The organism is Collinsella sp. An2 (genome assembly GCF_002160065.1).
In the GTDB taxonomy this organism is placed as follows: Bacteria; Actinomycetota; Coriobacteriia; order Coriobacteriales; family Coriobacteriaceae; genus Limicola.
In genome coordinates, this window is sequence record NZ_NFJW01000014.1 from 37,952 (window position 1) to 51,492 (window position 13,541).

11 protein-coding genes and 1 tRNA gene are annotated in these 13,541 nt (G+C 63.0%); 2 read left to right on the plus strand and 10 right to left on the minus strand.

Annotated features, from left to right (window positions below; all coding sequences use genetic code 11):
- Window positions 1–234 precede the first annotated feature (234 nt).
- The 7 genes from B5F33_RS08650 to B5F33_RS08680 form a co-directional block, all read right to left on the minus strand.
- Complete coding sequence (locus B5F33_RS08650) at window positions 235–924, minus strand: 4Fe-4S binding protein (protein ID WP_087411410.1); 690 nt, start codon at window positions 922–924, stop codon at window positions 235–237.
- A 6-nt stretch (window positions 925–930) separates the two neighbouring features.
- On the minus strand, window positions 931–2,019 hold the full coding sequence (locus tag B5F33_RS08655; RefSeq protein WP_087411411.1) for a nickel-dependent hydrogenase large subunit: 1,089 nt from the start codon (window positions 2,017–2,019) through the stop codon (window positions 931–933).
- 1 nt (window position 2,020) lies between these two features.
- Window positions 2,021–2,701, minus strand: a complete 681-nt coding sequence (locus tag B5F33_RS08660; RefSeq protein ID WP_087411412.1) for an NADH-quinone oxidoreductase subunit C — start codon at window positions 2,699–2,701, stop codon at window positions 2,021–2,023.
- 10 nt (window positions 2,702–2,711) lie between these two features.
- Window positions 2,712–3,155 carry an NADH-quinone oxidoreductase subunit NuoB gene (gene nuoB, locus B5F33_RS08665; protein ID WP_087411413.1) on the minus strand — a complete coding sequence of 148 codons (444 nt, stop codon included), beginning with the start codon at window positions 3,153–3,155 and terminating at the stop codon, window positions 2,712–2,714.
- 13 nt (window positions 3,156–3,168) lie between these two features.
- Complete coding sequence (locus tag B5F33_RS08670) at window positions 3,169–6,033, minus strand: proton-conducting transporter membrane subunit (RefSeq protein WP_087411414.1); 2,865 nt, start codon at window positions 6,031–6,033, stop codon at window positions 3,169–3,171.
- Window positions 6,034–6,312: 279 nt separating this feature from the next.
- A complete protein-coding gene (locus B5F33_RS08675; protein ID WP_087411415.1) occupies window positions 6,313–7,506 on the minus strand; it encodes an FprA family A-type flavoprotein in 1,194 nt (397 codons plus the stop codon).
- 117 nt (window positions 7,507–7,623) lie between these two features.
- Window positions 7,624–8,016 carry a helix-turn-helix domain-containing protein gene (locus B5F33_RS08680; RefSeq protein WP_143757967.1) on the minus strand — a complete coding sequence of 131 codons (393 nt, stop codon included), beginning with the start codon at window positions 8,014–8,016 and terminating at the stop codon, window positions 7,624–7,626.
- Window positions 8,017–8,243: 227 nt separating this feature from the next.
- Between B5F33_RS08680 and B5F33_RS08685 the strand changes: the two genes are divergently transcribed.
- A complete protein-coding gene (locus B5F33_RS08685) occupies window positions 8,244–9,893 on the plus strand; it encodes an amidohydrolase (protein ID WP_087411417.1) in 1,650 nt (549 codons plus the stop codon).
- A gap of 141 nt (window positions 9,894–10,034) precedes the next feature.
- Here B5F33_RS08685 and B5F33_RS08690 read toward each other — a convergent pair whose 3' ends face one another.
- The 3 genes from B5F33_RS08690 to B5F33_RS08700 all read right to left on the minus strand — a co-directional run bounded on the left by B5F33_RS08690 (window position 10,035) and on the right by B5F33_RS08700 (window position 12,601).
- Complete coding sequence (locus B5F33_RS08690) at window positions 10,035–11,456, minus strand: glutamate synthase-related protein (RefSeq protein WP_087411418.1); 1,422 nt, start codon at window positions 11,454–11,456, stop codon at window positions 10,035–10,037.
- Window positions 11,457–12,160: 704 nt separating this feature from the next.
- Window positions 12,161–12,247, minus strand: a tRNA-Leu gene (locus tag B5F33_RS08695).
- A gap of 69 nt (window positions 12,248–12,316) precedes the next feature.
- On the minus strand, window positions 12,317–12,601 hold the full coding sequence (locus B5F33_RS08700) for a PTS sugar transporter subunit IIB (protein WP_087411419.1): 285 nt from the start codon (window positions 12,599–12,601) through the stop codon (window positions 12,317–12,319).
- Between the two features lie 171 nt (window positions 12,602–12,772).
- Here B5F33_RS08700 and B5F33_RS08705 point away from each other — a divergent pair, with 171 nt between their 5' ends.
- A complete protein-coding gene (locus tag B5F33_RS08705) occupies window positions 12,773–13,441 on the plus strand; it encodes a hypothetical protein (RefSeq protein WP_087411420.1) in 669 nt (222 codons plus the stop codon).
- Window positions 13,442–13,541: the final 100 nt, after the last annotated feature.

The window sequence follows — 13,541 nt, forward strand, 5'->3', positions numbered from 1 at the left end:
CACGCACCTATCGAACGGCAGGAACTCGCATGCAATCTCCGCTTGAGCGTAACCTTCTTGCAGCATGGGAGCGGGCATGCGGCACCTTGCACGATCCGCGTGCGTAAAAAGCGGTCGGGCCGCCGCACATGGCGACAGCCCGACCGAATCGTCTCTATCTGAAGGAATGTCCGCGAGCCTCAGGCGCAGGCAGTCACCCCGCACTCGGGCTACGCGACCCCGCAAGCGAACAGCTTACTTGGCGGCATCCTTCGCAGCCTTGGCGGCAAGCGCGGCACGGACCTTGGCAGCCTTCTCCGGGTCCATGTTGGCGAGCTTCTCCTCCATCTTCTTGGCGCGCTCATCGGCGGCGGCATCCGCCTGAGCAGGTGCCGCGGCTGCAGGCGCCTCCGCGGTAGCAGCAGGAGCGGCATCGCCGTCGCCCGCCTTGGCGGCCTTTTTGGCCGCGGCGGCCTTGCGGGCAGCCTCGACGCGAGCCTGCTGCTCGGGCGTGAGCTCACGCTTCGGCTTGGCAGCCGCAGCGCCAGCGCCCTTGGCAGCCCCCGCGGCGCCAGCCTTGGCGGCGGGCTTTGCCGGCATGTCCTTGTGCACGGTGATCACATGCAGCTCGGTCGTGGGCTCCGTGGTGTGCACGTCCATGGACAGGCAGTCCTTCGGGCACTCGTGCGTGCAGCTGGCGCACTGGATGCAGCGATACGGATCGATCGTCCAGTCGCCGCCCTTGCGGTCGACCGTGATGGCGCCTACCGGGCAGGCGCGCTGGCACATGCCGCACAGAATGCACGTGTCGATGTCGTTCACCACGTGTCCGCGCAGGTGCGGGAAAAGCTTCTCGAAATCGCGCTTCTCATACGGATAGCGCACCGTTGCCGGCTTGCTAAACAGCGAGCGCAGCGTCAGTTTTCCCAGTTTGAACGTTCCCATGCTCGCCTACCTTTCCGTGCAGCTGATGCACGGGTCGATCGTCAGGATGATCATCGGCACGTCGGCCAAGTCGACGCCCTGCAGCGCCTTCACGAGACCGCCCAGGTTCTGCGAGGTGGGCGTGCGCAGGCGGAAGCGGTCGAGGTACTTGGTGCCGTTGCCGCGCACGTAGTAGAACGCCTCGCCGCGCGGTTGCTCGATGAGCACGTGGGACTGTCCCTCGGGCACGACCTTGGCCTTCGGCTTGCCGCCGATGCCGTCGTGCGGCATCTTGGAGACGAGCTCCTTGATGATGTCGATGGCCTGGTAGACCTCGGCGCAGCGCACCTTGCAACGCGCATAGCAGTCGCACTCGTTGGAGATGATGGGCTCGAAATGTTCCAGGTCGCCGTAGGCGCTGTAGCCGGTCGTGCGCATGTCGTGCTCGACACCCGAGCCCTTGGCGAAGGGACCAACCATGGACAGCTCGAGCGCGTCCTCGAAGGAGATGTAACCCACGCCGCAGAGCCTGCTTTTGACCGACGTGTCGTTGAGCATGGTCTCCACGATCTCGTGGTAGTCGCGCTTGATGGAGTCGAGCTTGTCGCAGACGCCCTTGAGCACCGAGTCCTCGATGTCGTGGGCCATGCCGCCCACGATCATGATGGACAGGATGATGCGGCCGCCGCAGGTCTCCTGGAAAATGTCGAGCACCGTCTCGCGCAGGCGCCAGCAGTGGTTGAAGAGCGCCTCGAAGCCAAACGCGTCGGCCAGAAGGCCCAGCCACAGCAGGTGGGAGTGAACACGCGAAAGCTCCTCGAGGATGGTGCGCAGGTACTCGACGCGGCGAGGCATCTCAAGGCCAAGCAGCTTCTCGGTCGCGCTTACATAGCCCCAGCCGTGGCCCACGCTGCAGATGCCGCAGGTGCGCTCGGCGACGTATACAAACTGATTGAAGTCACGCTTGCCCACGAGCTTCTCGAGGCCGCGGTGCACGAAGCCGATCTGCGGAATGGCCTCGATGACATGCTCGTCCTCGACAACCAGGTCCAGGTGAACGGGCTCCGGAAGCACCGGGTGCTGCGGACCAAACGGAAGGACCGAACGGGTTGCCATGCTACTCCCCCTCCTTGGCGGACGCCTTCGCAGCCTTGGCGGCCATCGCGGCACGCACCTTGGCGGCCTTCTCGGGGTCCATGTTCGCTAGCTTCTCTTCCATCTTCTTTGCACGCTCGGCCGCAGCTTCGGCAGAAACGGCGGGCTTGGCGACAGGATCGGCCTTGTCGGCCACGGCGCCGGCGTTCTTCCCGGCAGCGGCGGCATCGGCCTTCTGACCGGCCGCGGCGTCTGCCTCGGCAGCCTGCTTGGCCTCGGCGGCCTTGCGCGCCTTTGCGGCGGCGGCAGCCTTCTGCTTGGCCAGCTTGTCGCGCTCCGCCTTCTGCTCGGGCGTGATCACCGTCATGGGAGCGTCGGTGGCAACGTTGAAGAAATTGCCGCCAAAGTCGAGCTCCATGTTGACGAAGTGGACGCCGTACAGGTCGTGCGTCTCGTTCTCATACGAGAACGCCGCGAAGTACAGACCCTGAATCGACGGCACCTCGGAGGTCTCGTCGATGCCATAGATGCACAGGTTGATGGCCTTGTCGCAGGTCTCGTCATAGAACGTGTAGAGCAGGTCGATGCCCGCCTCAGTGGTCTCGGCGCACATCTGCACGAAGCGGATGCCCTCGTGCTTGAGCGACTGCACCGTCGTGAGCAGGTCACGAAGCGGGATGTCGGTGAACTCAGTGGTGTACATCACGCCTCCTTTAAGCGTTCTTCTCGGCGGCCTTGAGCTTCTCGGCCTTCTGGTCAAGGATCTCTACGGCCTTGAGCACCGCGTCGATGATGGTCTCGGGGCGCACCGCGCAGCCCGGGGCGTACACGTCTACGGGAATCGCCTTGTCGGCGCCGCCGATGACGTTGTAGGCATCCTTGAAGACGCCGCCCGTGCAGGCGCAGATGCCGCAGGCCACGACGACCTTCGGCTCGAGCATCTGCTCGTAGATGTGCTTCACCACGTTGACGTTCTGGTGGTTGATGGCCCCCGTGATGAGGAAGATGTCGGCGTGCTTGGGGTTGCCCGTGTTGATGATGCCGAAGCGCTCGATGTCATAGAGCGGCATCATGCTGTCGAGGACCTCGATGTCGCAGCCGTTGCAGCTCGATCCGTCGTAGTGGATGAGCCAAGGTGATTTCGAAGAATATCCCATGACGCTCGCTTCCTTAGATGAACGGGGTGATGAGGACGTAGAAGAGGTTCACGACGCCCGTCACGAGCGCCACGAGCCATGCCATCTTGAGGCAGGACTGCCACTTCATACGCGCGAAGTTATTGTCGATGCACACCTCGAAGAACCAGGCGGCCAGGGCCACGACGATACCCACGACGATGGAGATCGGGTTGTCCCAGATGAAGAACATGGCGACCCACATGAGGAACAGGATGCTCTCGCTCCAGTGCATGATCTCGATCTTGGCGAGCGTACGGCCGCTCATCTCGGTCGTGATGCCCTTGACGATCTCCTGGTGCGCATGGTGGCTGTAGGACAGGTCGAACGGCGACTTGCGCAGCTTGATGGTCAGGATGAACAGCAGACCCAGGAAAATAGGGATGAGCGTCACGATGATCGGCTGCTCGAGGTTCAGCAGGCGCGCGACGTCGAAGGACTGCGTGGCGGTGAAGAAGCCGACCGTCATGATCATGAGCATGGGCTCGTAGGACATGACCTGCAGGCACTCACGATCGGCGCCCGTGTCGGCATAGGGGCTGCGAGCAGAGTAGGCCGCAAGGATCACGAAGAGCGTGCCCAGCGTGACCAGGAAGACGCACATAAGCAGGTTGGAGCCCGAGATGAACAGGCCGCCCGCCAGAATGCAGAAGATGAGGGCGCAGGTGACGTAGGCCTCGTCGATCGCGTTGACCGACGCGTCCTCCTTCACGAGCAGCTTGCGCACGTCATAGTACGGCTGCAGCAGACGCGGACCCACGCGGCCCTGCATGTGTGCGCTCACCTTGCGGTCGAGACCATCGAGCAGGCAGCCAAGAATGGGAGCGGCCACGGCAAAGACCACGACGCCGATGAGGATGCCCAGAAGGTCCGGACCCACCAGCAGCACCTGGCGGTCGACGAAGAACGCGCCGCCGGCCAGGAAGCCGTAGTTGAAGATGAAGCACGCGGCAAAGGCCATGAGGATGAGTGCGATGCACAGGATGAGGCCAACCGTGGTAAGGCGGCTCTCCGTAAAGATATCCTGCATGTACCAGTTGCGCTTGGAGCTCGTCATGGTGCGGCCCATGGAGCCGTGATACTGACGGCCGTCCGGGTCGGTGCAGGTGCCGCCAAGGTAGACGGACACGCGGCGCTTCTTGCTGTCACGGCCCCACGGGGTAAGCAGCACGATGGCGATAAACACCACGATCGCGGCCATGATGAGCATGTTGTCGACGCCGATCAGCTGAGGCATCTGGCCGAAGGCGCCCTCGAGGTACGGCCCCACGACTGTCTGCGAAATCACCGGCAGCAGCACGCAACAGGCGATGAGCAGCGCCGAGATGAATCCGATGGCAAACCACTCGGTCTTGTGAACGCCGCCCTCGACGTTCTCGGCCTTCTGCGCGACGCCGGCGAGCTTGCCGAGCCACTTGGCCCAGAAGAAGAACGTCGCGGCGGAGCCGAAGGCGAGCAGGATCAGGAAGATGACGTTGCCGGTCTCGGCAAAGGAGACGAGCGTCGCCCACTTGGAGATGAGCATGCCAAACGGTGCCACGAACATGCCCATGATGCCGAGCATCATGAAGCGGGTGAGGTGCGGCAGACGGCTGAAGAGGCCGTCCATGTCCTCGATGTTGCGGCTGCCGATGCGATGCTCGACCGTGCCGACGCACAGGAACAGCACGGACTTAGACACGGTATGGAAGATGATAAGGAAGATGGCAGCCCAGACCGCCTCGGCCGTGCCCACGCCCGCGCAGGCAGAGATGAGACCCAGGTTGGCGATCGTGGAGTACGCGAGCACGCGCTTGGCGTTGCTCTGCGTGATGGCCATGAACGAGCACAGCACGAAGGTGATGCCGCCGATGGAGACCACCATGGTGGAGGCCACCGGGTACACGAGGTAGAGCGGAGCGAGCTTCACCAGCAGGAAGACACCGGCCTTGACCATGGTGGAGGAGTGCAGCAGCGCACTCGTGGGGGTCGGCGCGACCATGGCGCCCAGAAGCCAACTCTGGAACGGCATCTGCGCAGCCTTGGTGAGGCCAGCGATCGAGAGCAGCATGATCGGGAAGATGAGCAGCGGGGCGACCATGGAGTTCGCAACCACGGGAAGCGCGGAGAGCGACATGGGCAGCCCGGTCAGGTGAATGATGACGAGCGCCACGAGGAACGCGATGCCGCCGATCATGTTGAGGTTGATCTGACGGAAGGAGTTGTGGATGGCCTCGTCCGTCTTGGTGTAGCCGATCATGAGGAACGAGCACACCGTGGTGATCTCCCAGCCCGTGAACATCCACTCGAGATTGTCGGAGAGCACGATCACAAACATGGCGGCCAGGAACAGGAACATGAGCGCGCTGAAGAAATGGCGGCGATCCGGTGCGCCGGCAGGCTCATGATGCTGGAAGTCCTTCATGTAGCCAAGCGCATACACGCAGATGGCGCTGCCCACGAGGCCGACGATGAGGACCATGATCACCGAGAGCTGATCCACGTAGAGCGGCATCTCGAGCATGTGCTCGGCACCCTCGGGAAGCGTCATGTTGGCAAACCAGATGACGCCCAGCGTCTGGACCAGGCCAAGCACGAACGCCAGACGATTGCGGTAACGCACCGCCGACCACAGGATGACGGCGCACAGGATGATATCCACGCCCGTCATAACCCAGGTGATGATGTAGCTGACCTCCTGGGGCAACTCGAACATCGAGAAGCTCCCAAACAGGTGCTGGACCGCAAACGCCACGGCGCCCAAGCCCGTGGCGGCCGCCGCGACGATGGTGATAACCGAGCGCTGCTGGTCCGAGCGGAACAGCATGAGCAGCGCGGCTGCAACCAACGGTACGGCGACGAGAAATGCTATGAGACCCATATGCTTTCCCCTCTTGTATCCAGGTTACGGAGAACCTGTGACAATAACCCATGGTATTGTAGCCGAAATGGCATGACCTGGACGCATAATTGCCGTCCAGCATGGGTAAAAGGGGGGACCATGTCGCCCAACAGAACCAGGGCGAAGCATACAAAAAGGCGCGCCCCGAAGGGCGCGCCCGCGCTCTCCATCAACCGGGCGGAGGGTCTTCTTTTTCCGTTTGCGGCATGAGCGCGCATCGCCTCGCATGGCAGCGCCCGCACAACCCGAAACAGGCCCTTAGGCTTCGTTTGCCTCCGCGGCCTCGATCATCTTGCAGACCGTATCCTGCAGCTCGGCCAGGTTCTCCTTACTGGGAATCCACTGCTGGGCCACGACGGGCACCGGCAGCTGGAACTTGGCGTTCTCGAGCTCGGCGTAGACCTGCTTGGGGCCAAGGGGTGCCCAGCCGTAGGAGCCGAAGGCCAGACCGATGCGCATGGAGTTGTTCGGCGACAGGCCGCGCATGTAGGTCAGGAAGCTCGCGACCGTCGGCATCATGTTGGAGTTCAGCGTCGGAGAACCCACGGCGACGAACTTGGCGTCACACATCTCGAGCATGATATCGGAGATATGGGTGTGCTTGACGTCGATAAGCTCGGCGGAGACGCCCTCCTTGATGAAGGCATCGGTGATCTCGCGGGCCATGGACTCGGTGGAGTGCCACATGGAGTCGTACACCACGACGGCCTTGTCCTGCATCTGGTAGGTGGTCCAGGCCTCATACTTATCCAGGATGTCAGCGATGTGGCTGCGCCAGATCACGCCGTGGCTCGGGGCGATCATGTTGAGGTCGAGGGTCTTCACCACGTCGAGCGCCTTGTGGGCCTGCATGCCGTAGGGCCACACGATGTTGGCGTAGTACTTCTTGGCCTGCTTGTAGACCTCGCACAGGTCGTTCTCGTCATCGAAGCGCTTGGTCGAGGCAAAGTGCTGGCCGAAAGCGTCGTTGGAGAACAGGATCTTGTCCACGTCGGAGTAGGTGACCATGTTGTCGGGCCAGTGGACCATCGGCGTGGTCACGAAGGTGAGGGTGCGCTCGCCGATGTTCAGGGTCTCGCCGGACTTGACGGGCGTGGCCTCGATGCCGAAGTGCGCGCGGACCTCGTTGACGCCGGCGCCGGCGGACGCATAGATCGTCGCGTTCGGGGCGACCTTGTGGATGGCCGGCAGGGAACCGGAGTGGTCCATCTCCACGTGGTTGGTGATCACGACATCGATCTTGGAGGGGTCGACGACCTGCGAGATACGCTGCAGGAACTCGTCGGTGAAGGTCGCCTTCGCCGTGTCGATCAGGGTGACCTTCTCATCCATGATGAGGTAAGCGTTATAGGTAATGCCCTTCTCGGTGGTATAGCCGTGGAACGAGCGCTCGTTCCAGTCGATGCCGCCAACCCACCAGACCTTGGGCGAAATCTCAATCGCGTTGAGCATGATGCGTCCTTTCTGTCGCTCCAGGCAAACGAGGCCAGGCTTTTTGTCGGCGCCTATCATAGCACGCGTGACTGCCGCTACAGGGCCGTTTGGAGATTGACAGAAAATGCTACGCAATCACTGCTCTTTTTGGCTGCGCGGCTTTCTTCCCCGAGGTTTGTCGACCAACGCCCCGGCGCCTTCCGCTCGATAGAGGCGGCACCACGCCTTGACCGAAGACTCGCTTGGAATGTTGTACTTCACCATGACTTCGCGCACCGTCTTGCCGCGCTCTACGCGGTCTCGTGCAACGGCAAGTTTGACGTCGTAGTCATATACGCGATGGCGGGCGCCTGCGTTCAAAACGGCCTCTTTGCCACCGGCGGCATAGGCGCGCGCCCACTGGCGTGCCGTGGCCTCGGGGATGCCGAGCTTGGCGGCCAGAGCGCGATGTCCGGCCCCCTCCTCCAGGATCTCGATGGCTCGCTCGCGAACCTCTTTGCTGTACATGCTTCGTTTCGCTGCTGTCATATGTCAACCATCTCTAGTGCTGAGGTTCCGAATGAATCGACTCATCCGGTCCTCATGGTATCACGGTAACTGGTCTTATTCCTACATAATCATAGGGAATATGCAAGACGCTTACCATTCTGTCAAGCGTTGGAAATCGAACTGTGACATGCCGCTCAAGGCTTTCGATGTGCCCCGCACAACATTGGCTATCATGAGGTCGATGGCCGCACAGAGAGGGACTCGCCATGGCACACGCATGCACGCGCTTCGTTAACGGTCGCATCTGGACGGGAGACCCTGCGCTCCCCCATGTAGACAGCCTGGTGGTCGCAGACGAGCGGCTGGCGTGGGTCGGCGCACGCGTCGACATGCCGGCGGCGTACGCGCACGCCGAGACCGTCGACCTGCACGGGGCCCGCGTCATGCCCGGCTTCGTCGACGCACACATGCACGCACTCATGCTTGCCGATTACAGCAAGCGCATCTCGGCGCTGCCGCCAAAGATCTCCTCCATCGAGGAGCTCGTCGCCGCGATTCGCGCGCGCCGTGCCCAACAGGAGCCCGATGCCTGGGTGCTAGGCTGGGGCTACGACGAGGGGCTCCTTGCCGAACATCGCTCGCCCACGCGCTGGGACCTCGACCGCGGCTGTGCCGACGCACCGGTGTGCATCATGCGCTCCTGCGGACATATTCGCTGCGTGAACAGCCGAGCTCTCGAGCTTGCCGGCATCACGCGCGACACGCCCGACCCGGAAGGCGGCGAGATCGAACGCGATGCCGCAGGAGAGCCAACCGGCGTGCTTAAGGAGAATGCTCGCGAACTCGTATTTGCCGTCATGCCCAAACGCAGCAAGGACGAGCTGGTGCGCGACATTGTCGACCTGGGAAAGCTGCTCGCCTCGCAGGGCATCGTCGCCGCGACCGACATGTGCATGCTCGACGGTGGAGACGCCTTTCCGCCGCTCGCCGCGGCAGGACGCGCCGGGCTCGAGCAGGATGTCGCCTCATATATGCTGTGGGACTACGTAAAGGATGACCCCACGTACTCCATTGCGCCCGAACTCATGGACCGACGCAACCGGGTGTTCATGGCAGGCATCAAGCTGCTCTGCGATGGCAGCGTGTCGGGGCGCACGGCGTGGTTTGACCTCCCCTACCGGACGCCGGACGGCACGGGCACGGAAGAGTCTTCTCAGAACGCCGGCACCTGCGGCCTTCCCACCTGTACCGAGCAGGACATCGACGATGCCATCGCGTTCTGCCGGCGCACGGGCTGCCAGCTCTCGCTACATGCCATGGGAACGCGCGCCATCGACCGGGCGGCCACGCGGATTGCCGCGCACGGGGCGTGGCCGGTTTCCGCCGGTCGCAACGTCCCCTTCGCGCGCATCGAGCATGCGACCGCGCCGTCATCCGGCGCTGTCGCCACTATGGCGCGCGAGGGCATTGCCGTGGTGACGCAGCCGATCTTCCCCTATGCCGAGATTGGAACGTACCTGGAAAACCTCGGGACCGAACGCACCCGCCGCAGCTATCCGCTGCGGACGCTGCTCGACGCGGGCGTGGACCTCTGCATATCCACCGATGCCCCCGCAACGTCGTGGGCAACGCCCTCCGACCCCTTCCCCAACATCAAGGCAGCTGTGACGCGGCGCGCCTACGACGGCACTGACTTCGGTCAGGAGCAGGCGCTGACCATCTCAGAAGCCCTTACCCTCTACACTCGCTCTGCCGCACACATGGCGGGCTTCGAGGGGCTCGGGATGCTGCGCGCCGGCTATAAGGCGAGCTTCATCGTACTCGACCGCGATGTGCTGCACACGTCGCCCGACGAGCTGGACCGGACGGGCGTCGTCGCCACCTATATCCGCGGACACAAGGTGTTTGAACGCTGAGCTCCCTATCTGACGTGCGGCCGCGGTGCGGGCGCGCGGCCTCGGTCCTAGCGCTTGGCCGCGGTCCCGGCGCGCAGCTGCGTTCCCGGACCCCAGCGCCGGCGCCGGCGCGCGCCTGGGCGGCCAGACGCCGCGGTCAACCTAGGCGCGTGCGACACCGCAACGCTCCGCGATGACGGGGTCGCAGGTCACCAGGTCATCCAAGCTCAGCTCGCCAATGCTTCTGTGTCCCATGACCCTGCAGAACATGCGCAGGTCATCAAAGGTGGCGCGATAGAAGTTTTCGACGCGACGAGCGCCCACCTCCACATCCAGGTTTGCGCGCAGCGCAGGATCCTGCGTGGCGATGCCCATGGGGCAGCGGCCCGTTCCGCAGATGCGATACTGCTGGCAGCCGAGCGCCATGAGCGACGCGGTCGCGAGGGCCACGGCATCGGCGCCCATCGCCAACGCCTTGACGATATCCGAGGCGACGCGCAGGCCGCCCGTGACAACCAGGCTCGCCGAGGACTCCATGCTATCCAGGCAACGCCGGGCGCGGGAAAGCGCGTAGAGGGTCGGCACAGACGAGGCGTCGCGCAGCATGACCGGTGAGGCTCCCGTCGCGCCGCCACGCCCGTCGATGGTCACGAAGTCGGCTCCGGCCGTCACCGCGGCAACGACATCGCGCTCGATGTGGCCGGCAGCCAGCTTGATTCCGATGGGGGCGCCGTCGCTGCGTTCGCGCAGCTCGTCGACGAGCCGCGCAAGGTCGCTCATCCGGTGAACCCCCGGTATAGTCGACGGGGACACGATGTCCTCGCCTGGTTGACGCCCGCGAATGCGCGCGATCTCTTCTGTCACCTTTTCGCCGGGCAGGTGCCCACCCATGCCGGGCTTGGTTCCCTGTCCGATCTTGATCTCGACCGCGCCCGCCGCCTGGAGGTTCTCATCGGTCACCGAGTATGCAAGCGGCGCGTACTCAAATATGTAGCGGCTGCCTGCAGCAGCCTGTTCCTCGGGCAGAATGCCTCCCTCGCCAGAACAGGTCGCTGTTCCAACAGCCGCCGCCCCGCGTGCCAAGGCGATCTTCGCCTCGCGCGACAGGGCCCCAAACGACATATGCGACACGAACGCAGGCCCTTCGAGCACCAGGGGACGATCGGCCGTGGGGCCTATCGTGCAGGAGATGTCGACCTCGGCATCCTCGGCAAGCGGCATGGGGTCGAGCTGGGCACCCAGGATGAGGATGTCTTCCCAGCGTGGCATCGGCAACGTCGTGGCCATAGCGCCCTCGGGCAGCTTTCCCCGCTCGGCGAGCTCGTGGATGGTATCCATGTGCCTGATGGACGGGTCGCGCCGGCGCAGACGCTCGGGGACCGCCAGGGGATTATCGTCGGCACCTGTAGCAACAGAGCTTGTCGGGGCCGCATTCGAATCCGATGCAGCAGGGCCCTCTTCCACCAGGTAGAACTCCGAGGCAGGCGTGCCGCACATGGGGCATGTCTCGAGCTCCGAGAACGGAGCTCCCTCAGCCTCCTCGTCGTATACCCAACCGCACATGGGGCACCGATACTTGGCCATAGCACGCTCCCTTCCTGGGGGTCCTGTTGCCCGCATCGTAGCATGGGCCGGCATCGGTGCCCGGGGGCGCATCGGCGGAACAACCTCCTGCCTGGCCGAGCGGCCCGAAGCGGGGCAAACAGCTCGTACACGGCGAACGTCGTCGAAGCCTCATCTGCGCGCGCTTAGGAAAACGTGCGCCCGGCCCGTCCTCGCCATGAGCGCCCGCCGACGCTTCGTGTACGCGTTGACGATTCGTCAACGCTCAGTAAATCCCCGGAATCTGCCCCGATTCTGGAGCAAAACCGAGCCTCGGCGAAATACGCAGCCGCCGACGCTCAGTTCGGTCCGCCCCGCCCATCTCTTTGGCATGCGGAAATACGTAGCCTCCGGTCTCCGCCGTCGAGAGAAACTCGTTTCGGTTTTATGCAGTTAGTTTGGGAATCCTCGAGTAGACAGCCGATCTCGCCGACAAACCCGCAGGATTCAGGGGCCTGAAAGGGAGGTCTACTCGGGAATTCCGAAAACAACTGCATAAAACCGAAACGAGTTTCTGACGAGCCCCGAGTAACCCACTGTCACTGGTGCCGAGAAGCGCCCTTGGGCCCACTCGCTACGGAGATGCCGCCGGCTTCTCCGCTTCACGCTCGCACCTCCCCAGGTTCAAGTCCCAGGACCGGGCCCGAATACGAAAAGAGCCCCATTGCTGGGGCTCAATCATTCAATGGTGCGGGCGAAAGGACTTGAACCTTCACGGGGTTGCCCCCATATGGACCTGAACCATACGCGTCTGCCAATTCCGCCACGCCCGCGTTGCCAACGACTCATGTCGAAAGCGGAGAATATCTTATCCCACCCGCTTTCAACATGCAAGCACTAATTTACTGGGCCATGATGTCCAGGATCTGCTGCTCGGCAGCGGGGCGGCCAACGCCGGTCAGGAACGGCACGCCGCTCACGTACGGGCAGGTGATGCCCTCGGGGGCAACCGTGGTCGCAATGAGCAGGTCGGCACCCTCGCACTGGGACTTTGCCTCGGCGATGGCGCACTGGACGATATTGAACTTGCCCTCATAACCATTCTTGTTGAGGAGGTCGGTCACCTTTTGCGCAACTGCAGTCGAGGTGGCGATACCCGAACCGCAGGCCAGAACGATCTTCTTCATAACAAAGGTCTCCTTTCGAGAAATCGACAACAGTAGTTTACTTCCTAGGCGGCCCGGATTGAATAGGCAAATACCCGCACTGCGCGAAATCGAAAGACACCACGCCCCGCTGGCACAACACGCCAGCGTGCGGGATAATGGCGCATCAACGCACGTTTGACAGGAGGGACCATGAACTCTTTCAACGGCACGCTTGTGCTCCTCGTCATCCTGGTGATCATTTGGATCGTCACGATTCTGGCCCGCCGCTCCCGCACCCGTAAGCTCGAGCAGTTGCTCGCCCAACAGGAATTCGGCGCGTTCTACAAGCTGCTCGGTGCGATTTCGACGAGATTGCTCTATCCCGAATACGTTCTTACCAGCATGAATATCGATGCCCTCATGCTGCAGGGCGACGACGAGCAGGCGGCCAAGCTGTTCGATCGGCTGCTTCGACGCAAGACGGGACGCAAGCAGCGCATGGGTCTGGTGCTCAAGGCGTTTAATTTCTACGTTGGCACCGACGACACGAAGCGCTCGCGCGAGCTCCTGGCTGAGATTGAGGACTGGGGGCAGCAGTTCGACCCGATCAAGTATGATTGCCGTCGCCTCTACGATGTTCTTGTCGCGGGCAAGACGAACCATATCGAGGAGATGGAGCAGGAGCTCGATTCCGCCGATTCCCTTCAGCGCGGCAGGCTCGAGTATCTTCTTGCCGTGCAGTACGAGCACGCGGGTGACACGGCCAAGCGCGACGACTATCTCGCCCGGGCAAAGCAGGACAGCGGCGTTCCCGACAACATGGTCCCCACCATGGATTCCGACGCGTCGACAAAGAGCCGTCCCTCATATGACCGATAACCCTGTCAAGTGGCAAAAACGACCCGGCCCTCCTGGCCAAAGGAGGGTCGGGCCCTTCCGTCCCCTTACGCGCCGCCGAGACGACGTTCTCCCAACGTCA